The sequence below is a fragment of the Fischerella sp. JS2 genome (genome assembly GCF_032393985.1).
In the GTDB taxonomy this organism is placed as follows: Bacteria; Cyanobacteriota; Cyanobacteriia; order Cyanobacteriales; family Nostocaceae; genus Fischerella.
Genome location: NZ_CP135918.1, coordinates 6,547,073 through 6,566,064, shown reverse-complemented (window position 1 = coordinate 6,566,064; position 18,992 = coordinate 6,547,073). Strand labels below are relative to the sequence as shown.

The following is an 18,992-nucleotide window of genomic DNA, read 5'->3' as shown; positions in this document are numbered from 1 at the left end:
TTTTTTAAGAAGAGACTACCCGCAGATGAGAGGTATGGTGAGAAAAGTATTTCTCACAGCTAATTACACAGTTACGTCCAGCCGCTTTAGCTTGCAATAAACATTGATCGGCGCGGTTCAACAGGCTGATACCGTTAACATCATCTTCCATTCGCAGACAAGCTGTTCCCAAGCTAATAGTAATGTTGATTGAGAGTTGATTGTTGATTGCAAATGGTTTTTCGCTAACTATACGGTTGAGACGACGCGCCACCACTACTGCTTCATCGCAACTTGTGTGGCTAAGAAGGATCACAAATTCTTCTCCGCCATAACGAAAAGGAGTGTCTTGATATCGGAGATTTTGCCGCAGTCGATTGGATAATAACTGCAAAAGGCGATCGCCAACTAAATGACCGTAAGAATCGTTAACTTTTTTAAAATAATCAACATCTAAAATAATCAAACTCAAAGGAGTGCCATTAGTACGGGCTTTTTGGATTTGTCTCGGTAAATCCCACTCTAAAGCCCGACGATTACTCAATTGTGTCAGTGAATCAGCTAAAGCGATCGCTGACAACAAATCATTTGTCCGGATCAAATCGCGGTATTTCTGTGCTTTTCGCAAACCAATAGTTAATTGTGCTAGCAACAAGTTTTGGCTAGCGGTTAACTCTGCTGAGGTAGAATCTGTTTCCTCTAGAGGTAGCCATATATAAGCATCAGCCCCTTCCTTAAGGGCGATCGAAGTCATTTCTAATTCCCATTCTCTGCCATACCTACTTCTATCTAGAAGTAATTGAGAGCGATCCTCCAAAACAATACAGTAGATCCAAGATAATTTTGTTTGTTCTTTTAACCAATAACAGAGTTCCGTGCTGCCATCACAGCTTGTCTGGACAATTAATATATCGGGCGGCGTGATTTGAATGCGAGATATCGCCTGATTAAGATTAGTGATAACTTCTAAATTAAAAGAGTTTGCATCATAGATCTGATCTGGAAGTTTGGCGATAAAGTTATCACTTCCAAAGATCAGAATAGAAATCTTCATTGTTTTGCTTTTTGCCCCATTTTAACTTTGAGGGAATGGTCCTAGTGAACCCTATTCAGGTTTACTCTCTTTACTATAAATACCTACATATTTAACTAGGGGTATTACCCCTCATTTTATTGTCTTGTTGTCCGAGCTACAAGCAATTTTCAATGTTTATCTCCTTAAAATACTAATCTTCACTACAGTGTCTAGAGTTAAAATTTCTGATACCTAATTTCTGCCCAGTTAACCTTAATTTCAAACAGTATAAATACTGAATAATCTTTTTAAGTATAAAAGCATTACTGTAATTTCCAGGAGTCTGTTAGTCAAAATTCTACAGCGATAAAATAATTACATTACCTACTACTCTTTAATATGAAATTGTTCCTTCAGTAAAACTTTCAGACATTATTGTACTGATATCAAGTACATGAATAATTTTATGCAAATTTCCGTAAAAACCATTACGTACTTAATTACCTCTAGGAATAGAGTATATCTATCACTTCGGTATCAAACAAGTTTGGATTTTGCGAAAAGTTTGTAGACGCGAAGCCAATTTCCGGCGAGGCTATCCCCCCTTGAGGAACGGTGAGTTTCCTAAGGGCAGGTAAGCTTTTCAAGACAATCATTTATGCTAGCTTTTGGCACAACCAAGGATAAAAATACCTATCTTCTTACACCCCTACACCCATTTTCAAGTTAGATTTTGGATTGAACCTACAGATTTTTCTGGCGGCTTGTACCATCAAGGAATTATTGCCTGGGAATCAACAAACAATTCAAAAATCACAATTCAGAATAATTACACAAATGAAGTTAAAGAAGGTAAAAATAATTAATCACTTGCAAGAGATAATCATGTAAGAGTAGGGTAAAGAAAATTTCTACCCACTTATCTTTCCTCCTTTCCCTTTGACCAATAGTTCCTTGATGGAACAAGGTTAATCCAAAATTTTAATTATTATTGATAGCCTTCGATAGTATATCCAGCTGCAACAATTGCTTGTTTGATAGACTCTTCTGATGCTGCGGATTCTACGGTTACAGTTTTACCTTTGACATCTACCGCGACTTTTGCATCAGGTTCCATTGTGTGAATAGATTCTGCAATTGTGCTGGCACAACCCTCACAAGATATATTTGGGACTGTTAATTTCAGGGCCATAAACAACCTCGGTACGTAAAAATACTACAAATTTTGAGATTTTTATTTTATGGAACAAAGTTAAACTCCTCATCCTACTAAAGTCAGGAAAATGTGCAGCTTCATATAGCGGCACATTTGACAGCGACTTTGTCACAAGTTAGTTATGCAATTACACTGAACAAGTAAATCCCTCTTCAGAAGCATTACGTAGTTAGTGGCACAGAAGTCCTTTTCTGCGGCATACTTTTTTTGTAAGAGAGACTAGTTAGTGGTTAGTGGTTAGTGGTTTGGGGATGATGTTAAACAACCAACAACCAAAAACCAACAACCAACAACCAACAACCAAAAACTAACAGTCCCCTAACTCCCTAGTCTTCGTGTAAGAACCTATGTCTTTTCATCCCCAGTACCTCAGCGGTAACGAAATACGCACCTTATTCCTTGACTTCTATGCCCAACGGGGACACCAGATTCTCCCAAGTGCCTCCCTTGTTCCAGAAGATCCGACAGTACTGCTGACGATCGCGGGGATGCTACCATTTAAACCCATCTTTTTGGGACAACGCACACCAGAGTTTAAACGGGCGACGACTTCCCAAAAATGCATCCGCACCAACGATATCGAAAACGTCGGCCGTACCAAACGGCATCATACGTTCTTTGAAATGCTGGGTAACTTCAGCTTCGGTGACTATTTCAAAGAACAAGCGATCGCTTGGGGTTGGGAAATTTCGACCACTGTCTTTAAGTTACCCCCAGAACGCCTTGTTGTCAGCGTCTACGAAGAAGATGACGAAGCTTACGCAATTTGGCGGGATAAAATTGGCGTTCGGGAAAAGCGCATCAAACGCATGGGTGCAGATGATAACTTCTGGGCATCTGGCCCGACTGGCCCCTGTGGTCCCTGTTCAGAAATATACTATGATTTCCATCCAGAACGAGGTGACGACAATATCGATTTAGAAGACGATACTCGGTTCATCGAGTTTTACAACCTCGTCTTCATGCAATACAATCGGGATGCAGAAGGCAACCTCACACCCCTTACGAACAAAAACATCGATACCGGCATGGGTTTGGAGAGGATGGCGCAGATTCTCCAAAGTGTTCCCAACAACTACGAAACTGATTTAATTTTCCCAATCATCAAAAAAGCAGCAGAAATCGCTGGTATTGACTACCACAAGTCGGACGAGAAAATTCAAGTTTCCCTGAAAATCATCGGCGATCACACTCGCGCTGTCGTTAATATGATTGCTGATGAGATTCGCGCTGCCAACGTCGGACGGGGTTATGTGCTGCGGCGTCTAATTCGGCGTCTGGTACGACATGGACGTTTAATAGGTATTCAAGGAGAATTTACCAGCCAAATTGCGGAAGTTGCCATTTCCCTAGCAGAAGATGCTTACCCCAATCTCCGTCAACGGGAAAATAACATTAAAGCAGAATTGCAACGAGAAGAATCTCGCTTCTTACAAACTTTGGAAAGAGGCGAAAAGCTGCTTGAGGAAATTATTGCTAAGGTGAAGCAACAGGGCAAAACCCAAATTAGCGGTGAAGATGCTTTCACATTGTTTGATACTTATGGTTTCCCCTTAGAATTAACTCAAGAAATTGCTGAAGAAAACAACTTTACAGTTGATGTTGCTGGCTTCGATGCGGAAATGGAAAAGCAGAGACAACGCGCCAGAGAAGCCCACGAAACCATAGATTTAACTGTGCAAGGTTCTCTCGACAAACTAGCAGAACATATCCACGCTACGGAATTCTTGGGTTATACAGAACCAACAGCAACTGCAAAAGTTGAAGCGATACTTATCAATGGTATGGCTGAAGAAGAAGCAGAAGCGGGAACAGACGTGCAAATCGTCCTCGACAAAACGCCATTTTATGCAGAGTCGGGCGGACAAATAGGCGATAAAGGTTATCTCAGTGGTGAGGGTGTCGTTGTTACTATTAACGATGTCAAGAAAGAATCGGATTTTCATATCCACTTCGGACGCATCGAACGGGGTACGCTGAGAGTCGGCGATACTGTTTCTGCCCAAATTGATCGCGCTTGTCGCCGTCGCGCCCAAGCTAACCACACCGCTACTCACCTACTGCAAGCGGCATTAAAGAAAATAGTTGATGATTCGATCTCGCAGGCGGGTTCTTTAGTCGACTTTGACAGATTGCGCTTTGACTTCAACTGTCCTCGGGCTTTAACTGCTGAAGAGATTCAGCAAATAGAAGAACAGGTAAACACTTGGATTGCTGAGGCGCACTCTGCGAAAGTAGCAATTTTGCCCATCACAGAAGCAAAAGCTAAAGGTGCGATCGCCATGTTTGGCGAAAAATATGGTGACGACGTACGCGTGATTGATTTCCCTGGCGTGTCAATGGAATTGTGCGGTGGTACTCACGTCAGTAATACTGCTGAGATTGGTGTGTTTAAAATTATCTCGGAAGCTGGGGTTGCTTCTGGGGTACGGCGAATTGAAGCGGTATCTGGTCCGGCTATACTAGACTACTTAAATGTCCGGGATACGGTAGTCAAAGATTTAAGCGACAGATTCAAAGTTAAACCAGAAGAGTTACCAGACAGAATCACCATTCTGCAAAACGAACTCAAAAACACCCAAAAGGAATTAGAAAATCTCAAATCACAGTTAGCGATTGTTAAATCTGATCAACTCCTGCAAACAGTGGAAACTGTAGGCGATTATAAAGTTCTTGTCGCCCAGCTGGAAGACGTTGATGCAGAGTCTTTGAAAACTGCGGCAGAACGCTTGCAGCAAAAACTTGGTGCAGGTGCGGCGGTGGTCTTGGGTTCTGTTCCCGAAGCTGGGAAAGTTAGTTTAGTTTCAGCTTTTTCGCCAGAGGTGAATAAGAAGGGACTGCAAGCTGGGAAATTTATCGGTGCGATCGCCAAAATTTGTGGCGGTGGCGGTGGTGGACGTCCCAATTTGGCACAAGCCGGCGGACGCGATGCAAGTAAATTGCCAGAGGCGTTGGAAAAGGCAACAGCCGAGTTAAAGTCAGCGTTGGGTTAATCTTTTGATAAAGCAGACATCTTGTTTGTCCTGAAATATTAATAAACTCATAGGGTGGGTTAGGTTCAGTCCTAATCCACCATCTGTTTGTGATAGAAAGATAAAACCCTACATTTAGTATTTTGAATTACATGTATATTATGCTTTTGAAGCATGACAGCTAGTACATTTATGAAGTTAAGCGAGTAAAATTTAACGACCCTTTGCCAAATCAGCATATATCACGATTTCTACACTCAAAACTATTAGAAGTCCTAATTCAATCCAACAAAGAACTTGGACAGTCCAATGAGGTTGTGGTACTAAAAAACCAAAACGCTATCAATCCGCTAATTCCTGAAAACACAAAAGTAATTTGGTCAATAGTTAGCTGCTCTATCTTACGTCGTCTCCGCCGCTGATCGTTTCTATGGGCAATTTCCCAACCAAATATAGACTCAATATCTGTATTACCAGTTTGTTCCTTGATTTTTTCAACCAACGTTAGGCGGATATATTTACCAATAGCAGTAATTTTTTCATCATTAACCAGGTAAGTCCAATCTAGAATTAGACAAACCCAAGGTATAACAAGAAGTGCATAATAATTAGCTTTATTGGAAACCGCGAAAGAGATGATAGCGCCAAATACCCCAAGAGTAAAGTAAAGAAGGTTGTCACGGAAGCCAATGCGTTGCGCTTGTTCATCCTTGAGTTTTTCATATTCCTGAAGAAAAACTTCCAACATTCGTTGTGTATCGCCACTCATGGTGCATTCCTGGGAGGATAAAGTTAAAAATCTACAAGCCAATTCAAAATAAGAAACTTAAGGATATAAATAGCACTAACAAGATTGATTTCTCAGTTCAAGAGGTCTGTCGAGGAGGAAATGTTTAGTATAGCCTGCGGCAACTGCGGCAGCATAAGAATGCCATTCGCTACTTTTGCTAGAGTCTGCAAAATCACAAATAGCTCTAATGACTATGTGACGCACTCTTTCAAAGCTTTGCCAAGCAGCTTTGCTTACACCGTACCCTTCCATTTCAATCGCTACTATTTTTCTATGGGCAGCAGCAATATCATCACGCATCGCTGCATCAGCTATTACTTTTTCACCGGAAGCAATTACCCCAGGATGAATCCTTGGTCTACTGTTCATACCGTCAGGTCTTGACACTGAAATAATTCCATTCCACTCAGGAAGAGAAATAATTCGGCTCCACAATGTTTGATCAACAGGATACTGGTATGGTTCAGGCTTTAATCCTTCAGGTGTAATCTTTCCTCGCTCATAGTAGTAAATAGCATTTCCCACAACAATATCCCCTAACGTTTGCTCTTGACTTGCTGCTGCTGCTATACCAACCATCAACATAGCCTCTGGATGCCAATGGTGAATTGTGTCAGATGCTAAAAGAGCTACATCTACATTAGCCATATCAGGTGATTGTGCAACCACTATTTCGTAAAATTCACTGTTTTGAAGTTCCATGCGATTGCGCCAGTAAACACGCGACCCTTTACGCACTCGATGTTCTGCCGTTATTTGAAAAGCCTCGCATACAGCCTTTAGTTCAATATCTATAGCCGTAATGATTGCAAAATCTATCAAAGGATCTGTAGAACCGATGCTTGCCTCTTTATATTCTTTATTTGATTGCGATGAAAGCGGTTTGCTATCTTTTATGACTGATGGCTTAAGTTTTGCTTTTACTCCAAGCATATCAAGCCACTCTTCAGTCGTAACGATATTATCGATGATCAATATCCAATAAATTCCCGTAATGAACCTTTACCAGGGAAAATTCAGCTACCTGAAGGATGGACATTTCACAAGTTGGAATTGAAGGTTTCCAAAGGTGCTTCTGGACAAGTCAGATTGATGTATTTGGTTAACAATATTGACTATGTAATTAAACTGGTGTGGATTTATAATCACGAACAGTTTGCTAAACGTCCTGCTGAAAAAGACTTGAAGAGTGTGATCAAGGAAATCCTAGAATTTTAACCAACGGTAGAATGCGATCGCATCCTAAAACAAAAAAAGGGATGCTTAGCTTCAATCCCTTTTCCAAAAATAAACTTAATCTTGAGTGGGAACGATTAGAACAGTCGAAAAATAAACGGATAACGGACAGGTTGATCAGGATTACTGAAACACTTTAATAATGCCCAAATTGTCAATCCCCAGTGCAGTAGAAAACCAAAAGCAACAACAGGAAAGAACAAAACTCCGCCGATACCAAAGGTTAGGAAAGATAGAATTCCAATAGGGACTCCGATGACAGTTCCCCAAAACCAAACATTGAAGTGAAAATTAATTGATTCTTTGGCGTTGCTTTTCACAACAGGATCATCAGAAAGTAAGTTAATTACAATTGGAACCCCAATCGAAAACAACGCTGTACTAAAGAAAATCGCCCCATGACACAGAGATGATAGCAATTTGCGCTGATCAGAATTGTATGTGACTTGCATCCTGGTAGCTCCCCCATTCGCTTTCTAGCTTTGATTGTAGCGATCGCCTTATAAATTTAGTATTGCAGGTTGCCGTACTAGGAAGTTTTCAGGCTTTTTCTGTAGACAGATTAACTTTGACTGCTATGGCTCAATTATCGATAATGAGGTTTACCGAACTCTCCAATTTTCTCAAAATCAATAGAGTGATACCAGTAAATTACCACAAATCTGAGAAAGTGCTAGAACAGAATTAAGAAACGCTTTGAGTTAAGATTCGTCTTTGGCAGGCAAATAGCCTGCCAATTTATTACTGATGTGAATTGGTATTGAAGTCTGCCAACAGGATTAACACTCAAAGCACCGAATGTCATCTAACCATAGTAGTGGGTTCAGAAACCTTGATATATTTCTTGGCAGACGCAAAAACTGGTGCAATATCTCAAAATACCCGTTCAAAATCACAACAGAGACTAAGATAAAGTAAGGCAAAGTTCTAACTTTAACATTACTTAAAAGAGGCGGTAAAAAATGGGTCGTTTAAATCCTTACTCTTTACAAATGCAAATTACCCAGATGTTTGAACAAGGGCAATCATTTTTTGCGACAACTAAAGTACAAGAATGGTTAAAAGAACGTAATCATAATCCCGCAGATTATGACATTATTTTCCATAAAAAACCTGCCCCTCCAGGTTCTAAAGAAGTGATGGTAGTAGAAATTGAATTACGGCGCAAAGACGGACAACCAGTAGATCCTTGGTTGCAAGAACAAGCTAATTTACATGCCTAAAACCTAGCATTTCTCTATTCACATGACAGCCAATATCCAAGAATCAATTACATATACAGGCGGATGCCATTGTGGCGCAGTACGTTTTCAAGTTGTAGTTGATAGGCATAAAGCCGATGATTGCAACTGTTCTATTTGCAGAAAAAAAGGATTTCTGCATTTAATCGTGCCACAAGGTAAATTTACATTACTCCAAGGCGATGATGTATTAACAACTTACACATTTAATACAGGAGTTGCCCAGCATAAATTTTGTCGCATTTGTGGAATACACTCTTTTTATATTCCTCGTAGTCATCCAGACAGCATAGATGTTAACATCCGTTGTCTAGATGGTGATGTAGTGAAAAACTTTGAAATTGTACCTTTCGACGGGGCAAATTGGGAGCAAAATATACACAAGTTGCGTTAAGTTAAATCAGGCTAGTTTTGATTTGTAATATTAGCGAGAAAATAAATATTACCTACTAGCTATATTTTCATACTATTCGATTAATAATGGTTAGTGAGATTTGATGATGTGTAGAGACATGCTATGCACGTCTCTACATTACTAAAATTTACATAAATTTCATATATTTTACTTAAAAAGAGTATTCTCAATTGTGGAATGCTCTTTGTTATTTTTGAAGTAATAAAATCATTAGTTTCAAAATCATTACAATGAAACCTCATCGCTTTTGGAATGAAAGATTAAGAATTTTTAAAGCACACTCGTTACTACAATCACCACACTCACAGCAGCTAAATCATTAGCGATCGCTTCATGACGATCAAATATAAAGCTTTATTTTGGTCATGTAATTACAAATTACCTATCTTCATAAATTTTCTAACAAGTGTAAAAAATACTTGGATTTTAAAAATATTTAATGAATTCTGTTTGGGAACTAGTTGTTTATTATACACCATAGTTATAATGTAACGATTGCAGACTGATTTAAAGCAGCTAAACCTTTAAATTTGCATTATAACTATTATTGACTCAACTAGGGAGGAAGTATTTTGTTTGTCTATAGAGAAATAAAGAGCAATATAAGTTATGTATTTCTTGTTGCATATCTCTTGCCTTCTCATTATTATCAATGTTATCTCTGAGTTAACTGTGTCATAGGAATAATTATGATAACTTTCTCACAGATGCCAGTCTAACATACAATTTCCAGTCATATATTTTGTATAGAACATACGATTTTAGGCATCATCTTTGTTGTGAAAATACAGAATGCTTATTTTGTTAGCTTAGTAACAATTTTCTTGATTGTTTTTAGCGGTTGGTTACGACTATTGGAATAGTGAAAAGTTAACAGAAACTACCGCAGACTTGGAACGTTGGAGTTACTTTGAAAATATAACATATTAACTAAACCTATTTTAGTATGTCATACCAATTTGCAACACTAAGTCTAGAACAGGAGAATTTAGTTCCAATTTATCAACGCAAGTGGAGAAATATTGCTCTTTCAACTCAGCGAATTGACCGAAAAAAAGCAGCTGAGGCAGTTAAAGAAGTTTATGCTTTTTGTGGTCTTGCTATGCCAGAAGTTGTATTCTGTGAAAGCCCTTATGAGGCTATGAGTAAGGCTTTACCAAGTTGTGAAAATTTAATGATTCCACGCTTAGTGCAGAAATTGTTACAATTGCGTTTACGTATATTAAAGTTATTTCCGGCTCAGGCAAGATATTATCAAGATCCTATTGCTATTCAAAGACCAGATAATATTAATGTACACATTCACACCACATTGTATTATCAATTTCTTTCTTACATGAAATCTTTAGAACAGCAGTTAAAAACTGAATTAGGATATCTCATTGAGTTAGAAATTGAAGTAAATTTATCAGCACTGTATCATCAACTGCAAAATGAATTAGGCAAACAATATGACAGTAACTTCATACCTGCTGCTACATTTTGCAGCTATTGCAGTTGGTTAGAATTTTGGAAATCTGCATTAAATTACACTGCTGATCAAGAGTTATTGCAGTTATTTCAATCTTTGGCTAAATCTTGTGGTTGGATTTTTCCTTATAAAAGAGTAGCAGTAGTGTGCGATCGCCCCACCAAACTGTGCTTTGATAGCGACAACCGCCTTCACGCTGAAGGTGAAACTGCGATTGAATTTGCCGACGGATACAAACTTTACGCCTATCACGGTGTTACTTTACCAGAAAAATACGGCAAGCTACACCCCCAACAATGGCAAGCACAATGGTTATTACAAGAAGATAACGCTGAACTACGACGAGTATTGATTCAGGGTATCGGCTACGCTCGTATGATTGAACAATTACAAGCATCTGAGTTAGATCGGTATCAAGAATATACATTATTAAAAATAGAGAACGATGTAGATGTAGAACCGATTTATTTATTAAAGATGACTTGTCCCAGCACAGGATATATTCATGTGTTACGTGTGCCACCAAATGTACAATCAGCACAAGAAGCAATTACTTGGGCGAATTGGGGAGTTGCACCAGCAGAATTTGCCATGCAAACTTGATTTGAGGAACAGTCTCCAGGCGAATCGGACCTTCTGGGTGTTGTAATACGATCGCTATGGTGGGGAGGTGGGGTGATGGGGAACTCACCGGTCCCCTGAAGGGGATTAGGGGCTGTGGGGAGTGTGGGGAGTGTGAGGAGAATAACCAACCACTAACTACTAACCACTAATGTACAGACGCGATGTTCCTCGCGTCTCTACCCACTAACTACTAACCACTGACAAATGACCATTGACCAATTGACCATTGACAATACTTCTATTCTTCTTCTTGCCAATCCTGGGTGTCGTCACTTTCCCAGTCAACAGTATCTTTGTAGCTATCTTGATTTCGATACAGTTCTGATTTTGTAGAGCGATTATACTGTCTGAGTGATTCTCTTTCTCTTGATTTTAGTGTTCCTTTTTGATTCATCAATAAGCGATCGCTTGTCCTTTTTGCAGGTTTAGAGCGGGTAAAACTTTTCCATGCAGCTTTAACGCCAACAAATACACTACGCGTGTTGATTTGAATATTTTGAGCCTGCTGTTTAGCGCTGTTCAAACTTTGATCAACTTGTTTAACAACCCCAGAAGCACTTTTAACTCCTTCACTCACATCATCAGTCAATTCATTGATTTCCAAGCCTGCCATACGGATAGCATCCAGAGTTGGTGGTAGCTCTCGCGAGAGGGTATCAAATAACTTTTCAGCACTACGAGCAGCACGTGCTAACTCCTGCAAAGCTGGTATAGCCACCACCAAAACAGCAGTTAGACTGATGGCCACCAGGAATATAGATAGTCCCAGCCAAAACAGCGGTTCACTCACAATTATGTCGTTAATTAGTTATCTACATGCTTGGGAAGAGAATCTGAGTCAGCCACTGTGCTGCTAGCCGTAGTTGGCGTGTCTGGTTGATTTTTCTGTTTCATTACTTGGCTTTCCCGTTGACTAGCATCAATACCGACTGCGATCGCTTCCCGCAGTCGTTCTAAAGTCTCATCCCAGTTTCGCAGTGCATTGGCAGATAGGCGATCAGCCTGAATTTGGACACTAGTTGATAAATCTTCTGCTAATTCTGGCAGTGCGTCAGCAGATTTTTTCAACAGTTTACGCGTTTCGCGTCCAGTACGCGGAGCCATAAGCAAACCGGTCAAAGCACCGATGGTTGCTCCTAGCATTAAACCGCCAATAAATACTCCAGAACGGTTATTAGACATTTTTCTCTTCTCTCCTTACACCCATTTTATGGGTTTTTCACGCCTTGCAAGCCCTGAATTATTTAACTTTTCTCGGAAAATACCAACGCCAAAATTTCTGTCCAACAGATAATATGCTATAAATTTGCTGCAATTGTTGAATTTGTAGTTCTAGCGCTTGGTTTGTTTGCCGCAGGTTATGAATATTCTGTCGGCTGATGTCAAGAGCCTGGGGTGCTGGAGAAAATAACATATGGCTACAACGCTCAGCGAGAATAAACCAGTTAGTGAGCCTAGCTAGTTTCAACCGCAGTCGCCATATTCGCCAAGTGGCGTATAGTAGGATTAGCGAGATGAGCGTGTTGATTCCGACAACCACTTTAACCATTGCTTACCTTTTCTAGCACCAGCATTGAGAAAATTTTTTGGGCTTGACTAGGTTCTGAATTCATCATAGCGACAGAGCTTCAATTCATCATTTAATATCATTTCTCTAAATCCTGACTACAGATTTTCCCCAATCCAAAATCTAAAATCCAAAATGGTATAACCTACATCGAAAATCTCTGTAGAGCAATGGTTCTAGCAATATCACTACTCCACCCCTTCTGGGAGTGGATTTCTTAACGAGGTATTTTATGATTTAAGTAGCAAATGCCGGACGATGCTCAATCCAAGGTTTTGCAGTTTCGATTTGAGCGGCTAAACTGATGAGAGTGGCTTCGGCAGCAGGTTTGCCAACTAGCTGCACACTCATGGGTAAGCCATTAGCGTCAAAACCAACAGGAATTGCGATCGCAGGTAGGCCAGTAGCATTGGCTGGTGGACAAGGAGCAACCCAATTCACAATCTTTTGAAATGTTTTTTCCGGGGTGAGATGCGCCCATTCACCCACACGAATAGGTGAATGCAAATATACTGGTAGCACTAGTATATCCACTGAATCAAAAAAAGCGACAATTTGCCGCGACACCATCTGCATTTGATAAACTGCTTGCAGGTATTCGCCAGCAGAGCCATTGCGTGTTAGTAACCAACGATTCATCGGCTGCAAAACTTCAGGAGGAAGACCGGAAGTAGCTACACTCGTTTGCCATACAGTTTGAAATGGTTCTACTAAACCGCTAAAATCTGGGCTTTTTTCTTCGACTGTGTGACCGAGTTCTTCTAGTAATTTCACTGTTTGCAGTACGCCTTGTTGACAATTAGCGTCTGCTGTACCAATCGGTGAAATAGCTGTACCATAAGCAATACGTAGTTTGCCAATTCTTTCTTTACTGGCAACCAAAAATGATGGTTCAGGATCGCTTAACCAATAAGGATCGCCAGTGACATAGCCAGACATTACATCTAAAAGAGCAGCTGCATCAGCCACAGTACGGGCAATAGGGCCATTAGTCGCAATTCCACTGAGGCGATCGCCTACAGGTGCATGGGTGACTCGTCCTCTAGCTGGCTTGATGCCCACCAAGCCACAACAAGCCGCAGGGCCACGAATTGAACCACCACCATCAGAACCTTGAGCGATCGCACACAACCCAGCTGCAACTGCGGCGGCTGCACCACCACTAGAACCACCAGGAGTATACTCTAAATTCCACGGATTTCTCGCTGGTGGAAAACCCGTAGGTTCTGTGTAAGGAAATGAACCAATTTCGGAAGTAGCAGTTTTACCAAGCAGAATAAACCCGGCTTGCTTAATCCGCGTTACTACACCATCATCAAAATCAAGAATGTTGTTGACTAACGCTGGATTACCAAAGGTACAAGGGACACCAGCCACCGGGTTAAGGTCTTTAATCGAAATTGGTACACCGAAAAACGGTGGTAGTTCATTGCTATTTGCCAACATTTCTGTCTTGGCTTGAGCATCAGCGATCGCTTGTTCTGCCGTTACCGTAAAATAACTTCCCAGTTCGGGATTGAGGCGTTGAATTCTTTCTAAATATATCTGCACCAACTCTAACGGCGACACTTCCCGACGACGGATCAATCGTGCTTGTTCAAGGGCTGGGGTAAAGGCTAAGTCTATTGAGTTCATTAGCAAAAAGGAACTAAGGGCTAGAGTCTAGGTAAAAAGGTATATTATGCATCCTGTTATCTACATTTAATGACAATTACATAAAAAATATGTATGTCATGTTTTAGAAATAAATTTTTAGCTTAGATCACAAATCTATTTACAGGGTTAAAAGTGTGACACTTAGTGCAGTACGCTTATAACTTTAGTTCTAGGCTGATAGCAAAATTCATCTCAAGATGACTGAATAATAGGATTTTGTGACTTTAGTAGACTTGAGCTATTAGCCAAGAAATAAATTTCTTGGTAGACCCCCAGGGGCGTTAGCGTAGCTCCCTCGATGTCTAACACTGACGAAAATACAGTTCGCATCACAGCCAGAATTCCTGTGAGTATTCAATAAACTCTAAAAAGAGCAGCAGAATTATCGGGTGCTACTTTAAATCAGTTTATGATTCAAGCGGCGTTGAAAGAAGCAAAAAAGTGATAGAAGATGAACGAGTGATTGTTTGTCACAAACAGATGCTGATGCGGTATTTAGCCTGATTGAAAATCCTCCTGTACCGAATGCAAAGTTAAAAGCAGCCTAGAAAAAGCACAAGGAATTTTTCAGTGAGAGCCATTGAATTGCTGGGTAAGCAGCATGAACGCGATCGCTTTGATTGTGGTAATGAAGTATTCAAGAACGACGATTGGAAAGATGCTCAGGTAAAGTTGTGGCAAGCAGAAAACAAATTCCTATGAGGACGAGGGCAATTAACAGTGAAGTTTTGATCCCTGAAGTTGCTGCATTCAGGTTAATTGATCGCAGCAATGGATAAATTGATGGTGGCACTCTGTTGGCAAATACCACTTTAAGTTCTTCTCTAGAAAAAGTCTGAAGCATCTGTTGTAATTCGGCAATAACTTCACTACGCTGGACTGGTGGCAATGTTTTGCCTAGATTTTGTAAGATGCGATCAACAATGTTTTGAGAGGCAAAAAATACGAGCGATGTACCGAGAATCCCTCTCCCTAACGAACTGCCCAAATTCTGAATCGGATTGTAGATTCCAGAACATTCTGGTTTCTCATGCATCGACGCAGCTGAGTAAGTGAGTCCGCTAATATAGGACAAAAATAATCCTGAACCCACACCCATGATGATCAATCCCGGCATCAGTTCCAGCGAGGTAACTTGGGGATGCAAGCTGCTGTAAAGTATGCCAATGCCGACAGCAACCAAAAAAATCCCGCTACAGACGATATACTTAGGTGCAATGCGGTTGCCCAAAACTAGATACTTCACAATCGCAACTAACACGATTACCATTGTTACGTTATAAGGTATGATTGTGAGCGCCGTTTTGAATGGATTCAGCGACAGTACAACAGGCACAAACTGATACAGATTAAATTGCACGCCCGTTACAATCATCGTGTGCAGCATCGCAGTGAGAACCCCCAGTACAAATACTCGCTTACGCAATAGTCCGACTCGCAGTAAGGAAGTTCCACATCGGTTTGCCTGCCGTCGTTGCCAGAAACCAAAGAACCCTAAAGTAATCATCCCAACGGCAACTAATACGGGGACGATCGAGAGTGAAAACGGTGGAATCACCAAACCTGCAATTGAAAACATGCGCTTCGGTTCCCACCAACCAAATTCTCCTGCCAAGCTCATGCCCACAAAGATAGAACCCAGCCCCACAAACGAGAGCAAACCTCCTACCCAGTCGATCAGTTGCGTAGGGCGAATAGTTAAATTTGGCAGCGATCGCCTCAACAGCAACACCAAGAGTAGGATACTCAGTGAAGGCGCAAATGCCCAACGCCAACCAAAAGTGGAGGCAAGGTAGCCCCCTAGCAGCGATCCAGATAAGCCACCCAGCGTTGAAGCTAAAATTAGCGCTAAGGTTGCCCACTCTTGTGCTTTGTCGTCATCAATTAAGTTTGCAAATGCCCAGGGAGTACTGATTAAGGGCGTAGCAGCTAAACCCGTCAACAGCGAAAAACTGATCGCCAGCATTTCAACCGTAGGACTCAGGGAAGTGAGCGCAATGCCGATGGCATATAAAATCAAGCCGATAGTAAATACGCGAATTCGACCGTAAAAGCGACACAAATTCTCCGTTGTGGGTGCAAAGGAAGCGGTTACAAGGGAAAAAACGACTAGAATGCTCTGAATGGAGCCAACACTGGAATTGAGTTGAAGTACGAGCGAAGACATGATGGCGGGCATAACACTGACATTGTAGGCAACCATAAATAAGGTAAGACAGATTGCCCAAAAACCTTGACGGCCAAATTGAAGCGTCCGCGCTTGATTCATAGATCGCCTCTGCATCGCTGCAACCAGAAGTAAACAAAGAATCATGAATTGAGTCTATGCAACTGGTTCACAGTTGTGCGACGGCGACTCCCGAAAAGGTGTGCATAAATATAGGAAAACTCGCAGCCAACGAAGAAGATTTCGCACGTTAGATAAATCCACAACAACAGAATCATGACGCTGCCAATCACGCCATAAGAGAGGAAATGGCTACCGATCTTAATGACACTATTGCTAACAAGTTGTTGCAATCCTACTAGCAACAAAGTGGTGAGCAGAGCAGCTAACCAGACATCCCGCCAACCGACATAAACGGAGGGCAAAATCTTGAACAAAATGCAGGCAGCTAGAGCCAGAATCAAAAAAGATGCACTAGTTTGCAGTCCTTTGGTTAATTGCAGTTCGTCAACCTGGATGAAGGAAAAGCTATTTTGAAAGGTTGCAACCAGTTTCAGGATAATCTTGATGGTAATATTGGAGATTAACGAAGTCAGCAATAATAGAGCAGTCCCAAGCACTAATAAAAATGCCAAAATTTGGTTAAAAATAAAAGAAAGCATAGTCTGACGAATTGATACTGATTCAGAATTTGGACTATTGGATCGCCAAATTTGATTGACTGAACTTCTTAGGACGGCAAATACTGTACTAGCTGAAAATAAGAGCAAGCTAAATCCAACGATTCCGGCTCCAACACTACTTTGGTTGAGGGTAGTGACAGTTTCTTTAATCAAATCGTGAACTTCTGGAGGTAGATAGCGCTCTACCACTTCTTTAATATATTGAAACGCTTCAGTATTCGGTTCAATCAGCGCTCCAATAACGCTGAGGATGACTAATAGAATCGGAAACAGTGAGAACAGAGCGTAGTACGAAAGAGCGGCTGCCATAGCGGAACAGTTATCTTGACCCCACTTTACCCCTGTCTGAATGAGGAGCTGAGCTGGTTTTGAAGGCAGGATGGTAGAGCGAATATATCGAATCATAAGGATTGGTGCAGTGGGTCGATCGCATGGATGAACAGGCGGGACGGTTGCGGCGCTTTAAGTATAGGTTTTTGATGCCTGCAAGCGATCGCTAATCATATTGGTTACACTACCTAATTTTTGAGTTTTCCATATTTAGATAGCTAGTTGCAAGAGCAGATAAGACAGTTAATACCAATTTTGGATTTTAGATTTTGGATTAAAAATCTTGATTGCAAGGTTCTGTCATTTCAAAATACTATCTCTTCCAATCTGGTATAAGCTATTGAAAAAACCAAATTAACAGTAGATTAAAAAGTTCTGTTTGATTCTTTAACATTAAAATTTCTCCAGCGCACCTTATCTATAGCGTTTGTAGTTGAGTGCTGTACAAGGTAAAACGTAGACGCGCTCATTGGTTTAAGCAGGTACACAGATGAACGAAAAAACGAACACAGATGTACACAGATGAACACGGATGTACGCCGTACTTCATCAAAACGAGAAGGGTTATATGCTGCTATCACTGGATTCTTGAGAAACCCAAAAACTGTTGAGTAGGCATTCCGGAGAAGTTGGTTGAGAGGCAAAATAAATCTCCGGCGTATAACCCCTGTTGAATCTCCTTCTGACTCAGCCCAACTGATGCAGAGGTGATGTAAAGGTCACTCAAGTGGCTGCCCCCGAAGGCGAGACAAGTAGGGCGCTGCACTGGCATTTTTACCCGCAGGATTTCTTGTCCTGCTGGGCTAAAGCAGGCAATGCACCATCCATCCCACAGTGCAGACCAGAGATTACCTTGGCAGTCGATCGCTAGTCCATCCGGTTCTACAGTTTCGTTACCAAGGTCAACTAGGATACGGCGATTGGTAATGGTTCCCGTTTCTGCCTCAAAGTCATAGGCATAGATTTGATGTTGAGCGGAGTCAGTTAAGTAAAACGTTGACTGATCGGGACTCCAGCCTAACCCGTTAGAGATTGTTAGCCCTGTTTCCATAACGTGTAGGGAACCATCTGGATCATAGCGGTAAAGTGCTGCCTGTCCTGGTGCTTCGCTGACGGAGCCGATCCAAAAGCGCCCTTGGGAATCGCATTTGCCATCATTGAAGCGAGTATCGGGATGGGGAAACTCAATTTGATATAAAGTCGTGATTTCGCCCGTGGGGGTGCTGAGAAAAGCAAGGCGATCGCGCAGCGCCACTAGCAGTCGATCATTGCCTGCTAGAGCGATCGCACTCACCACATCGCCTGTATCAAAGTAGCGATCTTGCCCAGTGGCAGGCTCAAAGTGGTGGACTCGGTGATTATAAATATCAACCCAAAAAAGCTGCTGGCGATCACTATCCCACACAGGACACTCGCCTAAGCGCGCACGAGCAGTAAGTACATTTTGAACTGATTGGCTCATGAGGTTGCTACCAAGTTCTCTGGGAGTCGATTTGCCCTATTTTGATAAAATAAATCCGGAACTAAGAATTTGGAATTATTATCCTACGCATAAGGTAGTGGAGACATTGCACTTTGGAATTAAGTGCAAGATATTCACGGGCAATTGCCCACAACGAAAGAATGAAAA

Annotated in this window: 17 protein-coding genes and 1 pseudogene; 6 read left to right on the top strand and 12 right to left on the bottom strand. The window is 41.3% G+C overall.

Features of this window, described 5'->3' with window-relative positions:
* Window positions 1-4: 4 nt before the first annotated feature.
* Both RS893_RS28185 and RS893_RS28180 read right to left on the bottom strand, forming a co-directional pair.
* Window positions 5-1,033 carry a diguanylate cyclase gene (locus RS893_RS28185; RefSeq protein ID WP_315788878.1) on the bottom strand — a complete coding sequence of 343 codons (1,029 nt, stop codon included), beginning with the start codon at window positions 1,031-1,033 and terminating at the stop codon, window positions 5-7.
* A gap of 949 nt (window positions 1,034-1,982) precedes the next feature.
* Entirely contained in the window at window positions 1,983-2,186 is a 204-nt protein-coding gene (locus tag RS893_RS28180) for a heavy-metal-associated domain-containing protein (protein WP_315788877.1), read from the bottom strand.
* A 371-nt stretch (window positions 2,187-2,557) separates the two neighbouring features.
* On the opposite strand from RS893_RS28180, the gene alaS reads away from it, so the two are divergent.
* On the top strand, window positions 2,558-5,203 hold the full coding sequence (gene alaS, locus RS893_RS28175; protein WP_315788876.1) for an alanine--tRNA ligase: 2,646 nt from the start codon (window positions 2,558-2,560) through the stop codon (window positions 5,201-5,203).
* 259 nt (window positions 5,204-5,462) lie between these two features.
* Here alaS and RS893_RS28170 read toward each other — a convergent pair whose 3' ends face one another.
* Together RS893_RS28170 and RS893_RS28165 are read right to left on the bottom strand one after the other, a co-directional pair.
* Complete coding sequence (locus RS893_RS28170; RefSeq protein ID WP_315788875.1) at window positions 5,463-5,951, bottom strand: hypothetical protein; 489 nt, start codon at window positions 5,949-5,951, stop codon at window positions 5,463-5,465.
* Window positions 5,952-6,026: 75 nt separating this feature from the next.
* Complete coding sequence (locus RS893_RS28165; protein WP_315788874.1) at window positions 6,027-6,905, bottom strand: 5'-methylthioadenosine/S-adenosylhomocysteine nucleosidase; 879 nt, start codon at window positions 6,903-6,905, stop codon at window positions 6,027-6,029.
* A gap of 114 nt (window positions 6,906-7,019) precedes the next feature.
* Between RS893_RS28165 and RS893_RS28160 the strand changes: the two genes are divergently transcribed.
* The gene (locus RS893_RS28160; RefSeq protein WP_315788873.1) at window positions 7,020-7,190 is read left to right on the top strand and encodes a hypothetical protein; all 171 of its coding nucleotides are present in this window, start codon (window positions 7,020-7,022) and stop codon (window positions 7,188-7,190) included.
* A 95-nt stretch (window positions 7,191-7,285) separates the two neighbouring features.
* Here RS893_RS28160 and RS893_RS28155 read toward each other — a convergent pair whose 3' ends face one another.
* Window positions 7,286-7,660: a DUF4870 domain-containing protein gene (locus RS893_RS28155; protein WP_315788872.1), complete on the bottom strand. Its 375-nt coding sequence runs from the start codon at window positions 7,658-7,660 to the stop codon at window positions 7,286-7,288.
* Window positions 7,661-8,170: 510 nt separating this feature from the next.
* On the opposite strand from RS893_RS28155, the gene RS893_RS28150 reads away from it, so the two are divergent.
* From RS893_RS28150 to RS893_RS28140, 3 genes are all read left to right on the top strand, one after another.
* The gene (locus RS893_RS28150; RefSeq protein WP_009455393.1) at window positions 8,171-8,431 is read left to right on the top strand and encodes a hypothetical protein; all 261 of its coding nucleotides are present in this window, start codon (window positions 8,171-8,173) and stop codon (window positions 8,429-8,431) included.
* Between the two features lie 22 nt (window positions 8,432-8,453).
* Complete coding sequence (locus tag RS893_RS28145; protein ID WP_315788871.1) at window positions 8,454-8,843, top strand: GFA family protein; 390 nt, start codon at window positions 8,454-8,456, stop codon at window positions 8,841-8,843.
* A gap of 967 nt (window positions 8,844-9,810) precedes the next feature.
* Window positions 9,811-10,938 (top strand): DUF6745 domain-containing protein, encoded by a 1,128-nt coding sequence (locus tag RS893_RS28140; RefSeq protein ID WP_315788870.1) that lies wholly within the window; start codon window positions 9,811-9,813, stop codon window positions 10,936-10,938.
* A 259-nt stretch (window positions 10,939-11,197) separates the two neighbouring features.
* Here RS893_RS28140 and RS893_RS28135 read toward each other — a convergent pair whose 3' ends face one another.
* From RS893_RS28135 to RS893_RS28120, 4 genes are all read right to left on the bottom strand, one after another.
* Window positions 11,198-11,749, bottom strand: a complete 552-nt coding sequence (locus RS893_RS28135) for a DUF948 domain-containing protein (protein WP_315788869.1) — start codon at window positions 11,747-11,749, stop codon at window positions 11,198-11,200.
* A 14-nt stretch (window positions 11,750-11,763) separates the two neighbouring features.
* On the bottom strand, window positions 11,764-12,141 hold the full coding sequence (locus tag RS893_RS28130; RefSeq protein ID WP_315788868.1) for a YtxH domain-containing protein: 378 nt from the start codon (window positions 12,139-12,141) through the stop codon (window positions 11,764-11,766).
* A 58-nt stretch (window positions 12,142-12,199) separates the two neighbouring features.
* The gene (locus RS893_RS28125) at window positions 12,200-12,508 is read right to left on the bottom strand and encodes a hypothetical protein (RefSeq protein ID WP_315788867.1); all 309 of its coding nucleotides are present in this window, start codon (window positions 12,506-12,508) and stop codon (window positions 12,200-12,202) included.
* Between the two features lie 255 nt (window positions 12,509-12,763).
* The gene (locus RS893_RS28120; RefSeq protein WP_315788866.1) at window positions 12,764-14,161 is read right to left on the bottom strand and encodes an amidase; all 1,398 of its coding nucleotides are present in this window, start codon (window positions 14,159-14,161) and stop codon (window positions 12,764-12,766) included.
* Window positions 14,162-14,582: 421 nt separating this feature from the next.
* Between RS893_RS28120 and RS893_RS28115 the strand changes: the two are divergent.
* Window positions 14,583-14,627: pseudogene (locus tag RS893_RS28115) on the top strand (hypothetical protein); the annotation flags it as partial.
* A gap of 192 nt (window positions 14,628-14,819) precedes the next feature.
* Here the strand turns inward: RS893_RS28115 and RS893_RS28110 are convergent.
* The 3 genes from RS893_RS28110 to RS893_RS28100 all read right to left on the bottom strand — a co-directional run bounded on the left by RS893_RS28110 (window position 14,820) and on the right by RS893_RS28100 (window position 18,824).
* The gene (locus tag RS893_RS28110; RefSeq protein WP_315788865.1) at window positions 14,820-16,451 is read right to left on the bottom strand and encodes an MFS transporter; all 1,632 of its coding nucleotides are present in this window, start codon (window positions 16,449-16,451) and stop codon (window positions 14,820-14,822) included.
* Between the two features lie 41 nt (window positions 16,452-16,492).
* Window positions 16,493-17,437 (bottom strand): YihY/virulence factor BrkB family protein, encoded by a 945-nt coding sequence (locus RS893_RS28105; protein ID WP_315788864.1) that lies wholly within the window; start codon window positions 17,435-17,437, stop codon window positions 16,493-16,495.
* 502 nt (window positions 17,438-17,939) lie between these two features.
* Entirely contained in the window at window positions 17,940-18,824 is an 885-nt protein-coding gene (locus tag RS893_RS28100; RefSeq protein ID WP_315788863.1) for an SMP-30/gluconolactonase/LRE family protein, read from the bottom strand.
* Window positions 18,825-18,992 lie beyond the last annotated feature (168 nt).

Coding starts and splice junctions, on each gene's coding strand:
- RS893_RS28100 (WP_315788863.1), bottom strand. CDS start 18,824: ATGAGCCAATCAGTTCAAAATGTACTTACTGCTCGTGCGCGCTTAGGC.
- RS893_RS28180 (WP_315788877.1), bottom strand. CDS start 2,186: ATGGCCCTGAAATTAACAGTCCCAAATATATCTTGTGAGGGTTGTGCC.
- RS893_RS28165 (WP_315788874.1), bottom strand. CDS start 6,905: ATGCTTGGAGTAAAAGCAAAACTTAAGCCATCAGTCATAAAAGATAGC.
- RS893_RS28110 (WP_315788865.1), bottom strand. CDS start 16,451: ATGAATCAAGCGCGGACGCTTCAATTTGGCCGTCAAGGTTTTTGGGCA.
- RS893_RS28130 (WP_315788868.1), bottom strand. CDS start 12,141: ATGTCTAATAACCGTTCTGGAGTATTTATTGGCGGTTTAATGCTAGGA.
- RS893_RS28145 (WP_315788871.1), top strand. CDS start 8,454: ATGACAGCCAATATCCAAGAATCAATTACATATACAGGCGGATGCCAT.
- RS893_RS28185 (WP_315788878.1), bottom strand. CDS start 1,033: ATGAAGATTTCTATTCTGATCTTTGGAAGTGATAACTTTATCGCCAAA.
- RS893_RS28150 (WP_009455393.1), top strand. CDS start 8,171: ATGGGTCGTTTAAATCCTTACTCTTTACAAATGCAAATTACCCAGATG.
- RS893_RS28120 (WP_315788866.1), bottom strand. CDS start 14,161: ATGAACTCAATAGACTTAGCCTTTACCCCAGCCCTTGAACAAGCACGA.
- RS893_RS28170 (WP_315788875.1), bottom strand. CDS start 5,951: ATGAGTGGCGATACACAACGAATGTTGGAAGTTTTTCTTCAGGAATAT.
- alaS (WP_315788876.1), top strand. CDS start 2,558: ATGTCTTTTCATCCCCAGTACCTCAGCGGTAACGAAATACGCACCTTA.
- RS893_RS28140 (WP_315788870.1), top strand. CDS start 9,811: ATGTCATACCAATTTGCAACACTAAGTCTAGAACAGGAGAATTTAGTT.
- RS893_RS28155 (WP_315788872.1), bottom strand. CDS start 7,660: ATGCAAGTCACATACAATTCTGATCAGCGCAAATTGCTATCATCTCTG.
- RS893_RS28105 (WP_315788864.1), bottom strand. CDS start 17,437: ATGATTCGATATATTCGCTCTACCATCCTGCCTTCAAAACCAGCTCAG.
- RS893_RS28125 (WP_315788867.1), bottom strand. CDS start 12,508: ATGGTTAAAGTGGTTGTCGGAATCAACACGCTCATCTCGCTAATCCTA.